Origin of the sequence: Lutibaculum baratangense AMV1 (assembly GCF_000496075.1) — a bacterium.
In the GTDB taxonomy this organism is placed as follows: Bacteria; Pseudomonadota; Alphaproteobacteria; order Rhizobiales; family Tepidamorphaceae; genus Lutibaculum; species Lutibaculum baratangense.
Genome location: NZ_AWXZ01000029.1, coordinates 16,945 through 38,366, shown reverse-complemented (window position 1 = coordinate 38,366; position 21,422 = coordinate 16,945). Strand labels below are relative to the sequence as shown.

General features: G+C 68.1%; 19 protein-coding genes. 9 read left to right on the top strand and 10 right to left on the bottom strand.

All coding sequences use genetic code 11. The features are described from left to right. Positions 1–115: 115 nt before the first annotated feature. Positions 116–2,794 carry a pyruvate, phosphate dikinase gene (gene ppdK / locus N177_RS10170; protein WP_023432225.1) on the top strand — a complete coding sequence of 893 codons (2,679 nt, stop codon included), beginning with the start codon at positions 116–118 and terminating at the stop codon, positions 2,792–2,794. A gap of 367 nt (positions 2,795–3,161) precedes the next feature. Beyond that, positions 3,162–4,163, top strand: coding sequence for a cell wall hydrolase (locus N177_RS20590; protein WP_051402328.1), 1,002 nt, complete (start codon positions 3,162–3,164; stop codon positions 4,161–4,163). Positions 4,164–4,176: 13 nt separating this feature from the next. Here N177_RS20590 and N177_RS10160 read toward each other — a convergent pair whose 3' ends face one another. Next, the gene (locus tag N177_RS10160) at positions 4,177–4,776 is read right to left on the bottom strand and encodes a cysteine hydrolase family protein (protein WP_023432222.1); all 600 of its coding nucleotides are present in this window, start codon (positions 4,774–4,776) and stop codon (positions 4,177–4,179) included. Between the two features lie 127 nt (positions 4,777–4,903). Here N177_RS10160 and N177_RS10155 point away from each other — a divergent pair, with 127 nt between their 5' ends. After that, a complete protein-coding gene (locus tag N177_RS10155; RefSeq protein ID WP_040485554.1) occupies positions 4,904–5,521 on the top strand; it encodes a glutathione S-transferase family protein in 618 nt (205 codons plus the stop codon). A gap of 144 nt (positions 5,522–5,665) precedes the next feature. Then, positions 5,666–6,883, top strand: coding sequence for an MFS transporter (locus tag N177_RS10150; RefSeq protein WP_023432220.1), 1,218 nt, complete (start codon positions 5,666–5,668; stop codon positions 6,881–6,883). A gap of 15 nt (positions 6,884–6,898) precedes the next feature. On the opposite strand, the gene N177_RS10145 is transcribed toward N177_RS10150, so the two are convergent. After that, positions 6,899–7,807, bottom strand: coding sequence for an NAD(P)/FAD-dependent oxidoreductase (locus N177_RS10145; protein WP_040485553.1), 909 nt, complete (start codon positions 7,805–7,807; stop codon positions 6,899–6,901). Positions 7,808–7,952: 145 nt separating this feature from the next. On the opposite strand from N177_RS10145, the gene acuI reads away from it, so the two are divergent. Beyond that, positions 7,953–8,954, top strand: a complete 1,002-nt coding sequence (gene acuI, locus N177_RS10140) for an acrylyl-CoA reductase (NADPH) (protein ID WP_023432218.1) — start codon at positions 7,953–7,955, stop codon at positions 8,952–8,954. On the opposite strand, the gene N177_RS10135 is transcribed toward acuI, so the two are convergent. From N177_RS10135 to ygfZ, 3 genes are read right to left on the bottom strand one after another with little or no spacing between them, the layout of a single operon-like run. Next, on the bottom strand, positions 8,951–9,472 hold the full coding sequence (locus N177_RS10135) for a tyrosine phosphatase family protein (protein WP_023432217.1): 522 nt from the start codon (positions 9,470–9,472) through the stop codon (positions 8,951–8,953). The genes acuI and N177_RS10135 overlap by 4 nt on opposite strands. A 28-nt stretch (positions 9,473–9,500) precedes the next feature. Further along, positions 9,501–10,106, bottom strand: a complete 606-nt coding sequence (locus tag N177_RS10130; protein WP_051402335.1) for a YfbR-like 5'-deoxynucleotidase — start codon at positions 10,104–10,106, stop codon at positions 9,501–9,503. A 35-nt stretch (positions 10,107–10,141) separates the two neighbouring features. After that, positions 10,142–11,020 carry a CAF17-like 4Fe-4S cluster assembly/insertion protein YgfZ gene (gene ygfZ / locus N177_RS10125; RefSeq protein WP_023432215.1) on the bottom strand — a complete coding sequence of 293 codons (879 nt, stop codon included), beginning with the start codon at positions 11,018–11,020 and terminating at the stop codon, positions 10,142–10,144. A 93-nt stretch (positions 11,021–11,113) separates the two neighbouring features. Between ygfZ and N177_RS10120 the strand changes: the two genes are divergently transcribed. After that, on the top strand, positions 11,114–12,442 hold the full coding sequence (locus N177_RS10120) for a dihydroorotase (RefSeq protein WP_023432214.1): 1,329 nt from the start codon (positions 11,114–11,116) through the stop codon (positions 12,440–12,442). Positions 12,443–12,551: 109 nt separating this feature from the next. Then, positions 12,552–13,187 carry a LysE family translocator gene (locus tag N177_RS10115; protein ID WP_023432213.1) on the top strand — a complete coding sequence of 212 codons (636 nt, stop codon included), beginning with the start codon at positions 12,552–12,554 and terminating at the stop codon, positions 13,185–13,187. On the opposite strand, the gene N177_RS10110 is transcribed toward N177_RS10115, so the two are convergent. Together N177_RS10110 and N177_RS10105 are read right to left on the bottom strand one after the other, a co-directional pair. Then, the gene (locus N177_RS10110; RefSeq protein WP_023432212.1) at positions 13,188–13,568 is read right to left on the bottom strand and encodes a TIGR02301 family protein; all 381 of its coding nucleotides are present in this window, start codon (positions 13,566–13,568) and stop codon (positions 13,188–13,190) included. A gap of 10 nt (positions 13,569–13,578) precedes the next feature. Next, the gene (locus N177_RS10105; RefSeq protein WP_051402327.1) at positions 13,579–14,058 is read right to left on the bottom strand and encodes an NUDIX hydrolase; all 480 of its coding nucleotides are present in this window, start codon (positions 14,056–14,058) and stop codon (positions 13,579–13,581) included. A gap of 42 nt (positions 14,059–14,100) precedes the next feature. Between N177_RS10105 and N177_RS10100 the strand changes: the two genes are divergently transcribed. Further along, positions 14,101–14,841 carry an SOS response-associated peptidase gene (locus N177_RS10100; RefSeq protein ID WP_023432210.1) on the top strand — a complete coding sequence of 247 codons (741 nt, stop codon included), beginning with the start codon at positions 14,101–14,103 and terminating at the stop codon, positions 14,839–14,841. Between the two features lie 3 nt (positions 14,842–14,844). Here N177_RS10100 and N177_RS10095 read toward each other — a convergent pair whose 3' ends face one another. The 3 genes from N177_RS10095 to N177_RS10085 all read right to left on the bottom strand — a co-directional run bounded on the left by N177_RS10095 (position 14,845) and on the right by N177_RS10085 (position 19,495). Continuing rightward, positions 14,845–16,821: a putative bifunctional diguanylate cyclase/phosphodiesterase gene (locus N177_RS10095; protein ID WP_023432209.1), complete on the bottom strand. Its 1,977-nt coding sequence runs from the start codon at positions 16,819–16,821 to the stop codon at positions 14,845–14,847. 122 nt (positions 16,822–16,943) lie between these two features. Next, positions 16,944–18,359, bottom strand: coding sequence for an FAD-binding oxidoreductase (locus tag N177_RS10090; protein ID WP_023432208.1), 1,416 nt, complete (start codon positions 18,357–18,359; stop codon positions 16,944–16,946). A 155-nt stretch (positions 18,360–18,514) separates the two neighbouring features. Further along, positions 18,515–19,495 carry an L-threonylcarbamoyladenylate synthase gene (locus N177_RS10085; protein ID WP_023432207.1) on the bottom strand — a complete coding sequence of 327 codons (981 nt, stop codon included), beginning with the start codon at positions 19,493–19,495 and terminating at the stop codon, positions 18,515–18,517. A gap of 145 nt (positions 19,496–19,640) precedes the next feature. On the opposite strand from N177_RS10085, the gene N177_RS10080 reads away from it, so the two are divergent. Continuing rightward, positions 19,641–21,416: an acyl-CoA dehydrogenase family protein gene (locus N177_RS10080; RefSeq protein ID WP_023432206.1), complete on the top strand. Its 1,776-nt coding sequence runs from the start codon at positions 19,641–19,643 to the stop codon at positions 21,414–21,416. Positions 21,417–21,422 lie beyond the last annotated feature (6 nt).

Here is a 21,422-nt window from a genome sequence, read left to right as displayed (position 1 = left end):
GCCGCCGCTGCAGAACAGGACGCTGCCGGGCGCACGGAGATTGAAGTCTTCGGCAATTTGCGCGATTGCATGGCCCGCGCGGGACTCTTGCGGCGCGACCAACGGGGAATGACTGATGACGAAGTGGGTGTACACGTTCGGTGACGGCGAGGCCGAAGGCCGCCAGGACATGCGCAATCTCCTCGGCGGCAAGGGCGCGAACCTGGCGGAGATGGCGAGCCTGGGCCTGCCGGTGCCGCCGGGCTTCACGATCACCACCGACGTCTGCACCTACTATTACGAGAACGGCGAGAGCTATCCCGCAGATCTCAACGAGCAGGTCGAGGCGGCTTTCGCCAAGATGGCCAGCATCGCCGGCAAGCGCTTCGGCGATCCAAAAGACCCCCTTCTCGTCTCCGTCCGCTCCGGGGCCCGCACCTCGATGCCGGGGATGATGGACACGGTGCTGAACCTCGGCCTCAACGACAGGACCGTCGAAGCCATCGCCGAGGCGACGGGCGACCGCCGCTTCGCTTACGATTCCTACCGCCGCTTCATCCAGATGTATTCCGACGTCGTTCTCGGCGTCGAGCATCACGAGTTCGAGGAGATCCTCGAGCTCTACAAGGACGAGAAGGGCTACGAGACCGATCCCGAGATCACGGCCGAGGACTGGCAGGTCCTGATCGAGAAGTTCAAGGAACGGATTCAGGAGCAGCTCGGCGAGCCCTTCCCCCAGGAGCCGGAGAAGCAGCTCTGGGGCGCCATCACCGCGGTGTTCGGGTCGTGGCGCAACCAGCGCGCCAAGACCTACCGGCGTCTGAACAACATCCCCGAGAGCTGGGGCACGGCCGTCAACGTGCAGGCCATGGTGTTCGGAAACCGGGGCGACAGTTCGGCGACGGGCGTCGCCTTCACCCGCAACCCCTCGACCGGTGAGAAGGCGCTCTACGGGGAATTCCTCGTGAACGCGCAGGGCGAGGACGTGGTGGCCGGCATCCGCACGCCCCAGAACATCTCCGAGGCGGCGCGTATCGAAGCGAAGTCCGACAAGCCCTCGCTCGAGGCGCTGATGCCCGATCTCTACGGAGAGTTCATCGGCATTTGCGACAAGCTCGAGGCGCACTACCGCGACATGCAGGACCTCGAGTTCACGATCGAGGAGGGCAAGCTGTGGATGCTCCAGACGCGTAACGGCAAGCGGACCGCGCGCGCGGCGCTGAAGATCGCCGTCGAACTCGCGAACGAAGGCGTCATCAGCCGCGAGGAGGCGGTGAAGCGCATCGATCCGCTGGCACTCGACCAGCTCCTCCATCCCACGATCGATCCCAAGGCCACGCGCGACGTCGTCGCGAAGGGCCTGCCGGCCTCGCCGGGCGCCGCGCAAGGCGAGATCGTGTTCGACGCCGACGAGGCCGAGGAGGCCCGTCACGAGGGGCGTCGCGTCATCCTGGTGCGCATCGAGACGAGCCCGGAGGACATTCACGGCATGCACGCGGCCGAGGGCATCCTCACCTCGCGCGGTGGCATGACCAGCCACGCCGCCGTCGTCGCGCGCGGCATGGGCAAGCCCTGCGTGGCGGGCGCCGGCAGCCTTCGCATCGATTACAAGGCGGGCACGCTTTCCGCCGGCGGCAAGACGCTGAACAAGGGCGACATGATCACCGTCGACGGGGCCACCGGCGAGGTCCTCGTCGGCGAGGTGCCGATGCTGAAGCCCGAGCTCTTCGACGAGTTCGCCACGCTCATGGAATGGGCCGACGGCTTCCGCCGCATGAAGATCCGCACGAACGCCGAGACGCCTCTCGACGCACGTGCCGCGCGGGAATTCGGCGCCGAGGGGATCGGCCTGTCGCGCACCGAGCACATGTTCTTCGAGGGCGACCGCATCGTCGCCGTGCGCGAGATGATCCTCGCCGACGACGAGACCGGCCGCCGGAAGGCGCTCGAGAAGCTCCTGCCGATGCAGCGGCAGGACTTCGAGGAACTCTTCGAGATCATGGCCGGACTGCCCGTGACCATCCGCCTGCTCGATCCGCCGCTGCACGAGTTCCTGCCTCATGGCGAGGACGACATCGCCGCGGTCGCCAAGGGCATAGGTGCCGATCCCAAGAAGCTTCACGAGAAGGTGATCGAGCTCACGGAGCTCAATCCCATGCTCGGTCATCGCGGCTGCCGACTGGCGATCACCTATCCCGAGATCTACGAGATGCAGGCGCGCGCGATCTTCGAGGCCGCCGCCGAGGCCGGCAGGAAGACGGGCAATCCGGTGACGGCGGAGATCATGGTGCCGCTCATCGTCTCCAAGGCCGAGCTCGACATCCTGAAGGCCGACATCGTGGCGATCGGCGAGGCGGTCGAGAAGGAGAAGGGTGTGACGCTGAAGTACCAGGTCGGCACGATGATCGAGCTGCCGCGCGCGGTGCTGCGGGCGGAGGAGATCGCCGAGACGGCCGAGTTCTTCTCGTACGGCACGAACGATCTGACGCAGACCGCCTTCGGAATCAGCCGCGACGACGCCGGGCGCTTCCTGCCGACCTATGTCGCCAAGGGCATCCTGCCGTTCGATCCGTTCGTGTCGATCGATCCGGAGGGCGTCGGAGAGCTCATGAAGATCGCGACCGAGCGCGGCCGCAAGGCGCGTCCCGACATCAAGCTCGGCATCTGCGGCGAGCATGGCGGCGATCCCTCCTCCATCGCTTTCTGCGAGGAGGTCGGCCTCGACTACGTTTCGTGCTCGCCCTACCGGGTGCCGATCGCGCGCCTCGCGGCGGCTCAGGCGGCTCTGGGCGTCAAGGTCGAGACCGACCGCTAGCAAGACTTCCGTTCAACGGCGGACGTCACGTGAGGGAGGGCTCCTCGGGCCCTCCCTTCTTCTTGACCTTCTTCTTGCCGTTCTTCTCCGGCATCGGAGCAACGGGCGGCGGCCTTCCTCGGCTACGTCTGTGACGCAGCGGCGCCACAGGTTCCGCTCGACTTCGGATCATAGTTAAGCGGCCATAAAGAATTTTCCGCCACATTGAGACCACGAGGCGGGGCGCACTCCTGGCCCCCTGCCGATCATGGAAACACGGCCGATGCGATGAATCGGCGTCGGCTTGCGACCGGTCGTGTCGGGCGGTGGAGTAAGTGTGCGTATGCTTCGACGGAGGCAGGCAGGTGGCCGATCTGCGGCCCGGGCGTTGGCACCCTACGGACTTGGTGCGGCGCTGTTTTTCCTTCTCACCATGCCGGTGGCGTTCCAGGACGCGACCGCGCTGATGGACCGGGCGGCGCTCGCGTCGTCCGCGCGGTGGAAGGCGGCCCTCATCGCCGACCCCTATGGCAGCACGGCACGCGCGACCCCGGCCTTGCCCCTCGTGCCGACGGAGCTCCTCGAGAAGCGCCCCGCCGGCATCCGTCTCGGCCGCGAGCCGGGCAACGAGGTCGTCATCATGCAGCCGGAGAGGGTGGATCCGGTCATCACCGGCTCGCTCCAGCGGGATGTGCGCGAATTCCCGCAGTCGACCGCGGCGCGGAAGGGCGATCTTCTGATGAGCCGCGCGGCCACCCGGCCGAGCCTCGATCTGGAGAACGGCCTCATCCGGCGGGCGCCGCGCCTCCTGCTGGATTCGAAGCCGAGCGCCGGCAGGCAGTCATTTCTTCCGCCCGGTTCGTTCGAGATCGGGCGGCCGATCCAGGTGGCCTCGCTCGGCACCGACAACTTCCTCATCGGCCGCCAGTATCTGGAGACGCCGATGGAGGCCGCCATCCGCCGCAAGCGCGAGACGCGGGAATACCTCGCAGACCGGCAGTGCCTCGCCACCGCGATCTACTTCGAGGCGCGTGGCGAGACGCCACGGGGCCAGGAAGCCGTCGCGCAGGTCGTGCTGAACCGCGTCAAGGACGAGCGCTACCCCGACTCCGTCTGCGGCGTCGTGTACCAGAACCAGCACATGCGCAACCGCTGCCAGTTCTCCTTTGCCTGCGACGGCACGCCCGACAGGGTTCGCGACGAGAGTTCGTGGACGCTCGCGATGACGATCGCCGACAGCCAGCTCCTCGGATATTCGGAGGTGCCGGAGATCGGGGGGGCGACGCACTACCACGCGACATACGTCAATCCGCGCTGGAGCCGCTACCTAAACAAGCTCGAGCGGATCGGAACGCACATCTTCTACGCCCTGAAGCCCGGGCAGCGCTGAACAGAGTTCAGCCTCAGTTCGGCACCTCGCCTTCGGCCGCCACGACCGTCGCGAAGCGGTCGGCGAGGGCTGCGAGGCTCGCGAGCTGCAGGGCCTCCCACCCGATGTTCTCTCCACCGACCTGCGAGGGCAGGTCACGGGTCGCCGTGGCGTTGGCGACAACGGTGGAGGAGAGGCCGAGGTCGAGTGCCGCCCGCACCGTGGAGCTCACGCACATGTGTGTCATGAAGCCGCAGACGACGAGCTTCTGAACCCCCAGCGCCTTGACCGCCTCGTGTAGCTCCGTTCCGGCGAAGGCGTTGGGCAGCGTCTTCTCGATGACCCGTTCGCCATCATGAGGCTTCAGTGCCTCGATGATGCGCCCGCCAGCCTCCGGGTCGAAGAGCCCGCCCGCCTTGCCGCGATGGACGACGTGGAGGACCGGCCGGCCTTGCCGCCTCGCCCGCGCCACGAGCGCGCTGATCTCGGCGATCGCCGCATGCACGGCGGGAAGCGCGATGGGCCCTTCCTCATACTCGCGCTGCGCGTCGATCACCACGACGGCGCTTTCGGAAAGGGCGGCGGGTGCCGGTGTCGCACCGGCGAGCTCGAGCAGGGTCTTCGGCGTGGTCATCCGGTCTCCTAGCGTGGAAAAGGCGGCAGGCCTCCGCCATGCGCGCGAAACATGTGGATACGCAAACGCGACTGTGTCTCCAATGTTCAATCGCTCTGCTCGAGCGGAGCGCCGGCAGGAGGATCAGATGAAGCTCTACTGGTGTCCGCATACCCGCTCCTTCTCGATCCTCTGGCTCATGGAGGAGGCCGGGCTGCCGTACGAGCGGGTGCTCGTCGATATCCACGCCGGCGAGCAGCGCAAGGAGACCTACCTCTCGATCAACCCGATGGGGAAGGTTCCGGCGCTCGTCGACGGGGAGACCGTGGTCGCCGAACAGGGCGCGATCTGCGCCTATGTCGCCGACCGTTACCCCGAGAGCGGCCTCGCGCCGCGCATCGACGAGCCCTCGCGCGGACGCTACCTCGAATGGCTGTTCTTCGCGGGCAGCTGCATCGAACCGGCCTTCATGGAGAAGGTGAGCGGGTGGGAGGTGAAGCCGACCATGTCCGGCTGGGGCAACTACGACCGCGTCGTGGCCGCCCTGGAACGGGCGCTGGCCCAGGGGCCGTGGGTGCTGGGGGAACGGTTCTCCGCCGCGGACATCATGATCGGTTCCGGCGTCCATTTCGGCCTCGCCTTCGGCATGCTCGACAAGAAGCCGGTGTTCACGGCCTACGAGGAGCGCCTTGTTGCGAGGCCTGCCTTCCAGAGGGCTCACGAGATCGACGAGGCGGGCGCGGTGGAGCGCGTGAAGGCTTCCTGATCGCTTGCAGATCGTATTCGGATGGCTGCTGATACCGCCCCATTCGATCAGCGCCGTTGATCTAGGCCATCAAAGAAGTTCGTTGGTGCGCGAGCGATCATGGCGCTACGATCCGGCCGTTCCTGATCAGGAGGAGAAGCCGTCATGAGCGTGGCAGGGACAGCCTCACCGGGCTGGCGGACGCCGCTCGTCATCGTGCTCTGCGGATGCACGATCTCGATGATCGCCTTCGGCCCCCGTTCTGCGATGGGCCTGTTCCTCACGCCGCTGTCGAACGAACATGGCTGGAGCCGCGAGGTGTTCGCGCTCTCGCTGGCCATCCAGAACCTCGTCTGGGGGCTCGGTCAGCCGCTCTTCGGGGCGATCGCCGATCGATACGGCGAGGCTCGGGTGATGGTGCTCGGCGCGTTTCTCTACGCCGCGGGCCTCGCGCTGACCGCCTCGGCCGGCTCGCCCTTCGTGCTCCATCTGGCGTCGGGCGTGCTGATCGGGCTCGGCATCGCGGGCTCCGCCTTCGCCCTCGTGATCGCCGCTTTCGGCAAGCTTCTGCCGGCCGAAAGCCGCTCCTGGGCGTTCGGCATCGGGATGGCTTCCGGTTCCCTTGGCCAGTTCGTCTTCGCGCCGCTGGGCCAGGCCTTCATCGGGAGCTTCGGCTGGCAGAACGCGCTCTATCTCTTCGCGGTCATCGCGCTGGCGATCCCCTTTCTGGCGATAGGACTTCGCGCGCCGGCGCGCGGTCAGGCCGTGGCGGGCCAGACCTTCGGGCAGGCGATCTCGGAGGCCTTCGGGCACCGCTCCTACCTGCTTCTCGTGTCCGGGTTCTTCGTGTGCGGGTTTCAGGTCGCCTTCATTACCGTCCATATGCCCGCCTACCTCAACGACATCGGCATGCCCGCCTATCTCGGAGCGTGGTCGCTGGCCGTGATCGGTCTGTTCAACGTCGTAGGCGCATATTCCGCCGGGATCCTCGGTGGGCGGATGCCCAAGAGGTCGATCCTGTGCTGGATCTACGGGCTGCGCTCGCTCGCCATCGCGGCCTTCATCATGATGCCGGCGAGCCCCGCCAGCGTCCTCACCTTCTCCGCCGTCATCGGGCTTCTGTGGCTGTCGACGGTGCCTCCGACATCGGGCCTCGTCGCGGTGATGTTCGGCCCGCGCTACATGGGGACGCTCTTCGGGATCGTCTTCCTCAGCCACCAGCTCGGTTCGTTCATCGGCGTCTGGCTCGGCGGCTACGCCTACGCCCGGCTCGGCTCCTACGACCTGTTCTGGTGGCTCGCCATCGCGATGGGCGCCTTCGCGGCGATCGTGCACTATCCGATCCGTGAAGCTCCTGTCGCCCGGCTTGCTCCGGCGGAGTAGCCGGAGGCGGCAGCTTCAGCGTTCGCGCAGCCGGTTGTGGATGTCGGTCGCGGCCTTCGCGGCTTCGCCCATGCCGATGCTGATCTGGTCGAGGCCGTCTGCCACGTCGCCTGCGGCGTAGAGGCCGGGTATGCCGGTGCGGGCATGGTCGTCGATCAGCAACGAGCCGTTCTGGCCCGCCTCGGCTCCGAGCGAAATCGCGAGCTGCGACCGCACCTTCAGGCCGAGCGCGACGTAGAGCGTGTCGAAGCGGCGGCGCCCGCCTGGCGTGATCGCCTCGATCCCGCGGTCGTCCCAGGCGAAGCCGATCACCGGTGCCTCTTCCCATCCCAGATGATGATCGAGGATCCGCTCCATCTCCTCTGCGCCCGCGTCGAGCGCAACACGATGGCTGAGAACCGTCACGTCCTCGCTATAGGTGCGCAGGAAGATCGCCTCCCCGATCGCGCTGGTTCCCGTGCCCATGACGGCGATCCGGCGTTCGCAAGCCTCGAACCCGTCGCAGATCGGGCAGTAGCGGATGCGTCCCGACGCGATCGCGCCGGCCAGATCCGGCACCTGCGCCTCGACGTCCATGGCGCCCGCGGCATAGAGCACCGTGCGCGCGCGAACGCTGCGCCCTCCGGCCGTGCGGGCTTCGAAGCCCCCGTCGGAAAGACGATCCAGTGCGGTCACCTCCTCATTGAGCAGTGGCGCCCCGTAGCGCGTCGCCTGGGCGCGGAGCCTTTCGAGCAGCTCGCCCCCGGAAATGCCCTCGGGATAGCCGGGGTGGTTGTGTGTGCGGGGGATGATCGAGGCACGGCTCGCGCCGGAATCGAACACGACGAAGCTGCGCCGGAAGCGCGCGAGGTAGATCGCGCCGGTCAGCCCCGCCGGGCCGCCGCCGATCACGATGCAGTCGAGAGGCTCGCGTTCATGTGTCATCGCCACGGAAGCCGCTCGGGGTCCGGAGAGTTCCGAGCTCCTTCCGTACCTCGCAGAACATTCGCGGAAGTCGCGCGCTTCCCTGCGAGGCGGAAAACGGACAGGGTGTCGCCCAGACCGTTCCGACAAGCAGGGAGAATCGAACATGGCTGACCGTTTCCCCGCAATTCTCGTTTCCAAGGAAGGGGAGAAGGGCCAGAAGGTCGAGCGCGTCGAGCTGGGGCTCGACGACCTGATGGAGGGAGACGTGGTGGTCGAAGTCGCCCACTCGACCGTCAACTACAAGGACGGGCTTGCCGTGACCGGGAGGTCGCCCGTCGTCCGGCGCTGGCCGATGATCCCCGGCATCGACTTCGCGGGCAGGGTAGAGACCTCCGAGCATCCGGACTTCTCCCCGGGAGACCGGGTCGTGCTCAACGGCTGGGGCGTCGGCGAAACCCACTACGGCGGTTATGCCGGCAAGGCGCGGGTGTCCGGCGACTGGCTCGTGAAGCTGCCGGACGGGCTCGACGCCGCTCATGCCATGGCCATAGGCACGGCGGGCTACACGGCGATGCTGTGCATCCTGGCGCTCGAGCGGCACGGGGTGACGCCGGAAGCGGGGCCCGTGGTCGTCACGGGCGCCACGGGCGGAGTGGGCTCGGTGGCCGTCGCGATCCTGTCGAAGCTCGGCTACCACGTCGTCGCCTCGACCGGCAGGGCCTCGGAGGCCGATTGGCTGAAGAGCCTCGGCGCCGCGGAGATCATCGATCGGGCCGAGCTCGAGGCGAAGCCGAAGCCGCTGGCCAAGGAGCGCTGGGCCGGCGCGATCGACACGGTCGGCTCATCGACACTCGCGAACCTTCTGGCGATGACGCATTACAGAGGCACCGTCGCCGCCTGCGGCCTCGCCGGCGGCATGGACGTGCCGTCGACCGTCGCGCCGTTCATTCTCCGCGGCGTCACGCTCGTCGGCATCGATTCCGTCCGGGCGCCGAAGGCCGACCGCGTGGAAGCCTATGCGAGGCTCGTGCAGGATCTCGACCCGGCCAAGCTCGACGCCCTCTCGACACATATCCCGTTCGACGACGTCGTCCAGGCTTGCCACGACATCCTCGACAACAGGCTTCGCGGCCGCGTCGTGGTGGATATCGGCGAAGGGGCCTAGCCGCGCCTGCCAACGGGTATCGAGAAGGGGATACCCTCGTGCGCGAAGGCGCCGCGGCCGATCGCCTCGACGGCCGCGACCATCCTTCCGTTCCGCCCCAGTGTCTGGTCGCCGAGCTCCACCAGTCGCCGATTGGGCGTGGCTGTGGGCGAGTTGAACCTGATGTCGCGGGCAAGCTCCGCCTCGTCGAAATCCGGCCTGATCGCGCAGGCCATGATGAAGGCCGCTGCCGTCGAGCGGCTGATGCCCGCCCAGCAATGGACGACGCAGGGCCGCTCCCGGTCCCAGCGGCGGGCGAATTCGACGAGGTCGCGGACATGCGCCTCTCCCGGCATCACCTGACCTTCGAGCGCGCTCACGATGTCGTTCATGCCCAGGAACAGGTGGTTGCCCTCCACCACGCTCTCCGGTCGCGGCACGGGCGTCTCGGCGTTGATGAGCGTCACCACGTGGCTCGCCCCGCAGGCGGTGGTGACCTGCGGCAGGCGGGCCAGCGAACAGACGTGTATCTCGGGCATGTCGGTCCCTCGGAGCGGAGATGTCGGCCTAAGAGATAGGGCAGGGGCGGGCGCTCGTCTCAGAGGCAGCGCAGAGGCCGTCGAACCGCTCGAGATAACGCGCCTCCGCCTGGCCCGTCGGCACCGGCACGAGCTGAAATTCCGACTCGATGTCATGGCCGCCGGTGCGCGCGGGCTTGCGAAAGAGCCGATGGGCCTCCTCGCGGGAGAAGCCGGCGAGCTGCGTCGCCTCGAGATAGGCGGCTGCCTGGTCCGCACGCTTGATGAGGTTCGTCACCCGCTCCGGCAGCCTTGCCGGCAGACCGAACCTGAGGTGAACCGCGGCGAGGATCCGGTGCTCCACCGCCTTGTAGCTGTCGCCCAGGACGGCTTTGAAAGGGCTGATGATGTCGCCGATCACATATTCCGGCGCGTCGTGCAGGAGCGCCGCGAGGCGCCAGCGGGTTTCCGTCTTCGGCGCGATCCGCCAGACGAGCTCCTCGACCAGCAGCGAATGCTGCGCGACCGAATAGGCGTGGACACCGATCGTCTGGCCGTTCCAGCGGGCCACGCGCGCGAGCCCGTGCGCCACGTCCTCGATCTCGACGTCGAGCGGGGAGGGGTCCATGAGGTCGAGCCGCCTGCCTGACAGCATGCGCTGCCAGACGCGCGCCTGTTCGCCCGCTCGGCTCAAGCCCGCGCCTCCGAGGGTGGCGCGGCGAGCGTGAACGGAGCCCAATCGGGTAGGCGCGGCAGGAGAAGCTCGCCGGCGGCCTCGAGCGTCCGGCCGGCCGCGGCGGCCTCCGCCGCGCGGTCGAGGCGGACGAGGGCAAGTCCCTCGGGTCCGGCGGACGATCCCATCGTGCCGACCAGTGTTTCGCCGTCACGGATCTCGGTGCCTGCCGGCGGCAGGTGGCCGCGGCCTTCCACGATGAGAAAGCGCTTCTTCGCCGTGCCGCGGTGGTGCATCCGCGAGACGACTTCCTGTCCGACGTAGCAGCCCTTGTCGAAATCGACCGAGTGGAGACCGTCGAGATTGGCCTCGTGCGGGAAGACCTCGTTCGGCTGGTAGTCGCGGCAGCACTCGGCGACGCCATGCGCGATGCGGTGGACGTGCCACTCGGCGGTCGTGGCGGGTGCGCTGCCCGGTGCGACCTCCTCGGGCGATTTCGCCGCCTTCCTGACTCCTCGGCGTCCCAGCGCAGCGAGGCGGGAATCGGTCGGCAGGTCGTTCGCTTCCAGGTCGCCGCCCCACACGGCGAACGGCGCGAGATCCTCGCGCGGCCCGATATCGAGCTTCAGCCGAAGGCGGTAGAACATCAGCCGCTTCACGAGCTCGTCGCGCAGCTCCTTCGCCACGTCCAGAAGGATCCCGCCCTGCGAAGGATGGATGCCGAACTCGAACAGGATCTTGCCCTGAGGTGTGAGGAGCGCGCCGTGCCGCGGAGCTTCGTCGGCGAGATGCGAGAGTTCCACCGTCGCGAGTCCCGCCAGGAAGCCCGCCGCACCCTCACCCTTGATCTCGACCACGGCCCGGTCGTCGAGCCGCGCTGATCTTGCCTGAGCCATTGCCGTTCAACCCCTGTCCCGATCGCTTCGGCGTTTCGTGCTACCTATGCCCGCGATCGAAGCGAGACAAGCGAAGACAGCGGAGGCAAGCATATGCCGAGTTACGACCTCGTCCTCAGGAATGGCACCGTCGTCAATCAGGACGGTGTCGGCCCACGGGATGTCGCGGTGCGCGGCGGCCGCATCGCAGAGATCGGCGATGTGAGAGGGGACGCGGCGGAGACGATCGACTGCACCGGCCTTCATATCCTTCCGGGTGTCATCGACAGCCATGTGCATTTCCGCGAGCCAGGCGCCGAGCACAAGGAGAACCTCGAGACAGGATCGCTCGCCGCAGTGATGGGCGGAGTGACGGGCGTTTTCGAGATGCCGAACACGTCGCCGATGACGGTCGACGCGGCCTCGCTACAGGACAAGCTCGCCCGCGCCTCCGGCCGCATGCACTGCGACCATGCCTTCTATGTCGGTGCGACGACCGAGAACGCCTCCGATCTCGGGGAGCTCGAAATGCTGCCCGGCTGCGCGGGCGTGAAGGTGTTCATCGGCTCTTCCACCGGAACGCTGCTGATCGAGGACGACGAGGGGATCGCCGAGGTGATGCGCAGCATCCGTCGGCGTGCCTCCTTCCACGCCGAGGACGAGCCGCGGCTGCGCGAGCGGGAGAGGCTGAAGGTTGCCGGCGATCCGTCGAGCCACGCGATCTGGCGCGACGAAACCGCCGCGCTGATGGCGACGGAGCGGCTGATCGCCCTCGCCCGCAGGTTCGGCCGCCGGATCCACATTCTCCACGTCTCGACGGCCGAGGAGGTCGCCTATCTCGCCGACCACAAGGACATAGCGACCGCGGAAGCCACGCCGCACCACCTCGTCTTCAGCTCCGACGACTATGCGGAGCTCGGCACGAAGCTGCAGATGAATCCGCCGGTGCGCGCCGCCCGCCACCGGGACGCCATCTGGGCGGGTGTCGCGAGCGGCGTGATCGACACGATCGGATCCGACCACGCGCCCCATGCGCTCGAGGAGAAGGCAAAGCCCTATCCGTCCTCTCCGTCGGGCATGATCGGCGTTCAGACCCTCGTTCCTCTCCTCCTCGATGCGGTGAGCGCCGGGCGCCTGACCATCGAGCGGTTCGTCGATCTGACGAGCGCCGGTCCCGCGCGTGTCTACGGCATCGCACGCAAGGGACGGATCTCCGCGGGCTACGACGCGGATTTCACGGTGGTCGACCTGAAGCGGAAGGAGACGATCACGAATGCCTGGATCGCCTCGCGCTGCGGCTGGACGCCGCATGACGGCCGCGCCGTCACGGGATGGCCGGTCGGCACGTTCGTGCGGGGCCAGCGCGTGATGTGGGAGGGCGAACTCGTCGCCCGGGGTGGCGGGCGCCCCATCGAGTTCCTCGAGGCCCTTCAGCGAGGTTGAAACGCCCGGAAAGAGCCGGAAATTTTCGCTTCTGCGGAAGCTCACCTGTTGTGGCCCGACCCGGCGCCGCCTAAGAGATGGGCGGAGCTCCACCCGCGTCCCACGGTTGATGTCCGAACTCCTGGTCCTGCCGATCGGCATCGTGATCGGTCTCCTCGTCTCAGCGCCCGTCGGTCCCGCCAACCTCATCTGCATGGAGCGGGCAATCCGCTACGGCTTCTGGCCGGCCTTCGTCGCCGGCATCGGCGCCGCGGTGGGAGACGGTATACTGGCGACGGTCGCGGCCTCGGGGTTCGAGGTCGCCGAAGATTATATCCGTCGCTACGACGAACCCGTGCGCCTTGTCGGAGGGCTCGTTCTGATCGCCTTCGGAATCTTCGTGATCCGCTCGCATCCGCACATCCGGCGCGAGATCGAGCCGGGTAGCCGGCCGCCGTGGCTCCGCGGCGCGGCCGCCTGCTTCGCCGTCACGGTCACCAATCCCGGAGCGCTGCTCGCCTTCGCGGCCTTCTTCTCGGGCCTCGCCGGCGAACAACTGATGCACGACATGAGCCGTCCGGCCCGGGTGCTTCTGGTCGCTTCAGTCGTGGGAGGCGCGCTTCTCTGGTGGCTCGGCATCGCGACCATCGTGACCAGGCTCCGCGAGAAGTTCTCCGACGACGCGCTGCACCGCATCAACGTCGTCTCCGGCTCGATCCTGGCTGTCCTCGGAATCGTCGTGCTGGGTGGCGTGCTGTTCTGGTGATCAACGGCCGTAGCGCGAGGCGATGCGCTGCGCGATCTCCGAGCCTTCGTCCATGTAGCTGCCGATCACGTGGACGGCCGTCTCGGTGCAGCGCCGATAGCTCTGCTGAAAGCCGTGATATCCGCGATTGAAGCTGTTGACGAGCCTCGCGCGTCGCTCGGGAGAGGGATTTTCCGCGTCGATCAGCTGCTGCATCAGCGAGCGCCAGGTCTGCCCCTCGTCCGCCTCGCAGAGCTCGCGGAGGTAGTGCACCGCGCCGAGGATCTCGGCCAGGCGATGCAGGTCCTTCTCGTAGGGCGGAGCATCGGCTGGGTTGGCTGCGGCCGGCAGGGACGCGGCGAGCAGAACCAGGATGGCGAGAAGATGTCGGAGACGGCTCATGAGGCCTTCTCTACCTCGATTGCTCCTGCGACGTAAGCGCTTCTCCCGTGCCGACGATGGCCGCCGCCTCGCGGATGATGTCGGCAGCACCCTCCGTCATCGGCAGTTCGCCGAGCTGCTGCGGATGCACCCATCTCACGGCCTTCGTGGCCTCTCCGGCGTGAGGCTCGCCGGAGACGTACAGCGCGGCGAGCGCCAACACCACGTAGTGCCGCTCGACCATGCCTTCGCCGTTTCGCGCGATGATGTCGACATAACCGGCCGTGCCGACGACCTTCGCCGAGATGCCGGTTTCCTCCGCCAACTCCCGCAGCGCTGCCTGTGCCACCGTCTCGCCGATCTCGACGATGCCGCCCGGCAGGCTCCAGAGGTTCCTGAGAGGAGGGTTGTCCCGCTGCGCCAGCAGCACCTGGTCTTCGCGGAAGACGGCCACCGAAGCACCGAGAATCGGCCGGGGAGGGAACCGCCTGTCGTCGTGACGTTCGTTCAAGCCTCTCTCCCAGCTTCGCTCATTCCTGCTACAAAGCGAGCCATGTGTGGACGCTACAGCCTGACCCTGCCGCCCGAAGCGGTGCGCCGCTTCTTCGCCTTCCGCGAGCAGCCGAACTTCCCGCCGCGCTACAACATCGCCCCGACGCAGCCGATACCGGTGGTGCGGCTCGACCACCAGGGCCGCAGCTTCATCCTGATGCGCTGGGGGCTTCTGCCGTCCTGGCTCGAGAAGCCGGGCGGATTCCCGACGCTCTGCAACGCCCGCGCCGAGAGCGTGGCGGAGAAAGCGGCCTTCCGCAACGCCTTCCGTCGCCGCCGTTGCCTCATTCCGGCCGACGGCTTCTACGAGTGGCGCAAGGTCGGCAAGGGACCGAAGGTGCCCCATTTCATCCACCGGGCGGATCGCGGGCCCTTCGCCTTCGCGGGCGTCTGGGAGACGTGGATCGAACCTGAGGGCGGCGAGATCGACACCGCCGCGATCCTCACGACGACGGCGAACGACACACTGCGCCCGTTGCACGACCGGATGCCGGTGGTCCTGCAGCCCGAGGACTGGGATCGGTGGCTTGCCCAGGATGCGGACCGTACCGATCACGTCCGCGACCTGCTCAGGCCGGCGCCGAACGAGTTCTTCGTCGCCGAGCCGATTTCGACGAGGGTGAATGCCGTGGCGAACGATGATGCCGCGATCCAGGAGCCGGTGGCGGAAGACGCGTTGCCGGCGGCGACCCCCGACGGATCCGGCAGCGAGCCCGGCCCGAGGCAGATGGATCTCTTCTGACCGTCAGGAGGATGTGCTGGGGCAGGCGGCGCGTCGGCGCGAGGCGTGCCGCGACAGAAGCGCGGCCACCTCCTCCTCGCTCATCGGCCGGCCGAACAGATAGCCCTGCATCAAGACGTCTCCGAGCCCCGTGACGATGTCGCGCTGCGCCTGCGTCTCGATGCCCTCGATCACGCAGTCGAGTCCGAGATTGCGGCTGAGCTCGATCACCGTCCTGACGATGCTGAGGCCGCTATTGTCGGTCTCGATCGACGAGACGAAACTCCGGTCGACCTTGATCCGGTCGAGCGGCAGGCGGTGGACGTATCCGAGGCTCGAATGGCCGGTGCCGAAATCGTCGAGGGAGATGCTCAGGCCGAGCTCGCGGAACCGCCACAGATGCTCGAGAGCGATGGCGAACTCCTGCATGGCAGCCGTCTCCGTGATCTCGATGCCGATGCGCGCAGGCGCCACCCCGCTGCGGGCGATGATCCCGCAGATCTGGTCCACCGCGTCTGCCAGCACGATGTCCCGGGCCGACAGGTTGATCGACAGCCCGATGTCCTCCGGCCAGGTGGCAGCTGCCGCGAGCCCCTTGCGAAGCACCGCGAGCGTCAGGCGATTGATGAGGGTCGACCGTTCCGCCACGGGGATGAAGACCGAGGGGAGAACCTCGCCCAGCGACGGGCTGGACCAGCGGGCGAGTGCTTCGAACGCGACGATGCTGCCGCGAGGGGAGACGATCGGCTGGAACATCAGGCGAAGTTCGGTGTCGAGGTCGGCGTCGCGCAGCGCCTGCTCCGTCATCGACGTGGTGCGGATCTCCTCCTCGTGCTCCTCGCTGAAGACGACGATCGAGCCGCGTGACTGGCGCTTGGCGAAGCTCATGGCGTAGTCCGCCCGCTCGAACAGTTCGTGAGGTGTCGCCCCCGCCTCAGGAACCCGTGCAAGCCCGATAGAAGCGGAGAGGCCGGAGGCCGTCACCGTCGTGCGAGCGGACCCGCGCAGGGCTTCCGCGACCTCTCGGCCGAATGCTCTGAGGGTCTCATCGTCGCCCGGCCGCCGGACGAGGAAGGCGAACTCGTCGCCCCCGAGGCGGGCGGGAAAGGCGCGTCCCTCACAGACGGCCGAGAGGCGGCGCGCGACGTCCTTGAGCACCACGTCGCCGGCCGCATGGCCGAGCGCGCTGTTGATCGACCGGAACCCGTCGAGGTCGAGGAGGCCGACCGCGAGTCCGCCCGACGGCCGGGGGGTCTCGTCGATCGCGTGCGACAACTCCGCGAAGAAGCGCCGCCGGTTCGGCAGCTCCGTCAGCGGGTCCACGGAGGCCAGGCGCGCGTTCTCATCGCTCAACCGCAGGGTCTCGAGGCTCTTCTCGACGATCGCCTTGCGCGAGGCGATGAGGTCGCGGAAGTCGTTCTGGTGCGTCACCATGACGAGCGACGTCCCGATCGACACAAGAGCGATGTTGGCCGCCATCGCCGGGAAAACGGCGTCTCCGGACAGGGCGAGCATCAGGAGAAAGGGCGAGAAGACGAGACCCGTCATCAAGATGGAGGCGGACTTCAGGTGGACGAGGCAAACGCAGCATCCAATCACCGTCAAAGCGACCCCGAGGACGATGTGGCTGCGCGTTGCGGTGGTACCGTATGCGAATAGCGCCGCCGACCAGAGCGCACAGGCGGAGCTGAAGACGAGCACAAGCACGATCGCGGTCTGAAGGTTCCGCACCGCGGTCGCGTGATCCACCGCGCGGTGGCGCAGGCTGTACCAGAACGCGACGCGTATTGTGCAGATGACGCACCATATGGCGGGCAGAACCACGGTCAGGAAGGCCGGGGCCAACCCGTGATGCGTGTAGGCGACCGCAAGCGTGTTGACGACGAGGACGAAATAGAGGAGGGGAACCTGCCGGCTGAACGCGGCGAGCTGCGCCTGCGCCAGTTCCGGGTCGCCGATCGGCAGCCCCAGCAGGGACCAGATCCCTTGATGGCTCTGCATGGGCCCCCGACCATTCAAATTCACCGCCGCAAAATTTATGGCGTTGAAGCTTTAAGGTGAAGTGAACCGGCAGATTCTGCTTCGAGTGGCGAGGCGTCCGCCCGGGATGCTCGCCGTCTCCGCTATTCCTTCAGTTCGAGGACCTTGCCGGGGTTGAGCAGGCCCTGCGGGTCGAGCGTGCGCTTGATCGCCAGCATCAACTCGTATTCGACAGGGTCCTTCACCCTCGGCAAGAGTCGGCGCTTCAGCTGCCCGATCCCGTGTTCGGCCGAGATCGAGCCGCCCAGTGCCGCCGCGACGCCGTGCACCCGCTCGTTCATCTCGTCCCACATCGACAGGAAGCGCGCCTTGTCCATGCCCGGCGGCTGGGAGACGTTGAAGTGGATGTTGCCGTCGCCGAGGTGGCCGAAGGGAACGAGGCGCGCCTCGGGAAGGAGTTCGATCACGGCCTCCCCCGCACGCGCCAGGAACTCCGGCACCTTCGCCACGGGGACGGAGACGTCGTGCTTGATCGACCCGCCTTCGTGGCTCTGCACCTCGGAGAGCATCTCGCGCAGCCGCCAGAAAGCGCTCGCCTGGTTCCCCGAGCGCGCGACGACGGCATCGAGCAGGAGGCCCTCCTCGAACGCGCCTGCCAGGTCCGCCTCGAGCGCGTCCCGGGCGGTCGCCTCTTCGACCCCCGACGAGACCTCGATCAGGAGGTACCAGTCATGCGGGGCCCCGAAAGGGTCGCGCGTGCCGGCCGCGTGGCGAAGCACGAAGTCGAGGCCGATCCGCGGCAGGATCTCGAATGTCGTCAGCGTGCCTCCGGCCGTTCCCCTGAGCACGGAGAAGAGCCTCAGCGCATCTGCCGGCGAGGGCGTCGCGGCCATCGCCGTGACGCGGCTGCGGGGCTTCGGAAAGAGCTTGAGCGCAGCGCCGGTGACGATGCCGAGCGTGCCCTCCGAGCCGACGAAGAGGTGGCGAAGGTCGTAGCCCGTGTTGTCCTTGCGCAGCGTCCTCAGGCCGTTCCAGATTCGTCCGTCTGCCAGCACGACCTCGAGCCCGAGCACGAGGTCCCGCATCGTCCCGTAGGCGAGGACGGCCGTGCCGCCGGCGTTCGTGGCGAGGTTGCCGCCGATCTGGCAGCTTCCCTCGGAGGCCAGGCTCAGGGGGAAGAGCCGGTCCACATCCTCGGCGGCCTGCTGAACCTCGGACAGGGTCGCGCCCGCATCGACGATGATCGTGTCGCCGGCAGGATCCACGGACCGGATGCGCTTCATCCGGCCGAGCGACACGAGCACCTCGTCGCCGGCCGGGACCTGACCGCCGACGAGACCCGTGTTGCCGCCCTGGGGCACGATCCTCGTGCCGGTCTCGTGCGCGAGCTCCAGGATGCGAGCCACCTCCGCAGTCGAGCCCGGGCGCAGGACGACCGGCGTCTCTCCGTGCCACAGACCCCGCCATTCCACGAGATAGCGCTCCTGGTCGGCAGGGTCGCGCAGCGCGTTGGCCGGGCCGACGATGGCGGCGAAACGGTCGATCAGCTCGGGTGACATCGGCCTCTCGCTCTGGCCTTGGGAGGTTCGGTGACCGCGGGCCAAGTTATGAGCCCGAAAGATCGGAGTCGACTCGCCTCGGCGCGAAGCCGGCGGATCCGCCGCAACGTGGGGCAGGCACGCCGCCGGGATGGCCGCAGGGCTACCGGGCGGGCTCAGCGCGGTGCGGCGGCTCTCCGGAGGCGGTCGTTGATCGCCTCGCCGAGCCCCTGGTCGGGAACTGGGGCGACGGCGATCGTCGGCGCCCCCGTCGCGTCGAGCGCGCGCAAATGCGCGAAGAGATTGATCGCCGCTTCCCTCAGGTCGCCACTCGCCGACAGATTGCGGGTGAAGCCTGGCCGCGCTCCCGCCGGGGTCTGCCCGAAGGCGAGATACGCCTCGCCCTCGGCGGGGCCTGCGGCATGGAGACGCACTTTGGCGCGTGGCGCGTAGTGCGAGCTCAGCATTCCCGGCGCCCGCGGGCTCTCGTCGTCGGTCACCTGTTCCGGCCGCCTCAGGTTTTCGCCGAGCGCCTCTTCAATCGCCCCCCTCGGCACCCCGCCCGGCCGCAGCAGGACTGCCGAATCGTCAAGGCAGGCAACGATCGTCGATTCGACACCCACTCCACATGGCCCGCCGTCGAGCACGAGAGCCACCCGGTCGCCGACCTCCGACGCGGCCGCCTCCGCCGTGGTGGGGCTGATGCGGCCGGAGCGGTTGGCGCTCGGTGCGGCCAGCGGGCGGTCCAGTCGCGCAATGAGACGGCGCACCGGATCAAGGCCCGGGATGCGGAGCGCGATCGTCGAGTGTCCGGCCGTCACGAGCTCGCTGATGCCACAGCCCGGCCGCCGTGGAACGACGAGCGTGAGCGGGCCTGGCCAGAAGGCCCGGGCGAGCCTGCGCGCGCGGTCGTCGAACACCCCGAAACGTTCGGCCATCGCGAGGTCTGAGCAATGGGCGATCAGCGGGTTGAAGCGCGGCCGGTCCTTCGCCTCGTAGATCTTCAGCACGGCATCGTCGCGCGTCGCGTCGGCCGCCAGCCCATAGACGGTCTCCGTGGGAACCACGACGAGGCGGCCCGCGGCGAGAGCGCGAAGGGCTGCGTCCTGGGCCGCCTCGTCCGTCACGTCCGCAATCTGCACTTGCCGCCCAGCCATGAAACCGCTTGTCTTCGCCCACGACATATCAGGAGGCGCGTCGCATGACGCGCACGAAACAGGGTCAGGAAATGAGGACCGCTTAGACGACCTGGCGCCCCCTTGCCAGTCCCTCGTGCGTAGCGGCCCCACCGAGGAGTAGCCGATGTCCTTCCGAGTGCCCGTCCAGGAGATCTCCCACGCCCTGCGCCACGGTGCGGGGCTCGACAAGATGATCTCCAGGGGTCTTTTTCCGGATCTGTCCGACGATCTCGTCGAGGCCGTGCTCGAGGAAGCCGGCCGCTTCGCCTCGGAGGAGATCGCGCCTCTGAACCGGATCGGCGACCAGCACGGCACGCCGTTCGAGAACGGGGTGGTCCGGACGCCGCCCGGCTGGAAGGAGGCCTATCAAGGCTGGGTCGACGGCGGATGGATGGGCCTCAGCGCCTCGCCCGAGCATGGCGGGCAGGGGCTGCCGCTGATGCTCTTCGCGGCCACCACCGAGATGTGGAACCAGGCCTCGATGGCCTTCGGCATAGGGCCCGTCCTCACGGTCGGCGCGATCGAGGCGCTCGCCACGCACGGCAGCCCGCACCTGAACAAGACCTACCTGCCGCGCCTCGTCTCGGGCGAGTGGGCCGGCACGATGAACCTGACGGAGCCGCAGGCGGGCTCCGATCTCGCGCTTCTCAGGACGAAGGCGGAGCGGCGCGACGACGGCACCTACCTGATCCGCGGCCAGAAGATCTACATCACCTACGGCGAGCACGACCTCACGGACAACATCGTCCATCTCGTTCTCGCCCGGCTGCCCGATGCGCCCGAGGGAACGCGCGGCATCTCGCTCTTTCTCGTGCCGAAATACCTCCCGGACGGCGAGGGCCGGTTCTCGATCCGCAACGATCTCCGCTGCACGGGCGTCGAGCACAAGCTCGGCATCCACGGCAGCCCGACCTGCACGATGTCCTACGGCGAGGGCGAGGGCGCGGTCGGATATCTCGTCGGGGAGGAGAACCGCGGCCTGAACTGCATGTTCACCATGATGAACAACGCGCGCCTCGCAGTCGGGCTGCAGGGGGTGGCGATCGCGGAGCGGGCGTATCAGCAGGCGCTCGCCTATGCCCGCGAGCGACGGCAGGGGAAGGCACCCGGCGCAGCCGGAGGCGAGCCGTCGCCGATCATCCTGCATCCCGACGTGCGCCGGAACCTACTGACCATGAAGGCGCTCACGGGGGCCGCCCGCATCATCTGCTACGAGACGGCCCACGCGCTCGACATCGCCCGCCACGGAAGCGACGACGAGGAGCGCAGGGTGGCGCAGGAGAGGGCGAACCTCCTGACGCCCGTGGCGAAGGCCTTCTCGACCGATGTGGGGGTGGAGGTCGCTTCGCTCGGCGTGCAGGTGCATGGCGGCATGGGCTTCATCGAGGAAACCGGCGCGGCGCAGCACCTGCGCGACGCGCGCATCGCCCCGATCTACGAAGGGACGAACGGGATCCAGGCGATCGACTTGGTCACCCGCAAGCTCGGCCAGTCCGACGGCGAGGCGGTGCGGAGCTACATCGCGGAGATGCGGGAGACCGTGGCCCGGCTCGGGACGTCCGACCTGCCGGGCCTGGGCGAGGCAGGGGAACGGCTGGCGGCGGCGATCGACGCGCTGGAGCGGGCCACTCTCTGGATAACTGAGCACGCATCGCTCGATCCGGCGCAGGTGCTCGCCTCGGCCACGCCGTATCTCAGGCTCTTCGGCATTGCCGCCGGGGGCGCGGGGCTCGCCCGCGGCGCGCTGGCCGCGGCCGAAGCCGGCGCGGAGGGCGCGCGGGCGCAGATCGAGCTGACGCGCTTCTTCGCCGAGGCGATCGCCCCCGAGGCGGGTGCCCTCGCCCAGATCGTGACGGGGGGAGCGGAAGCGACGCTCGCGGCAGACGCCGCGCTCGCATGATCCATC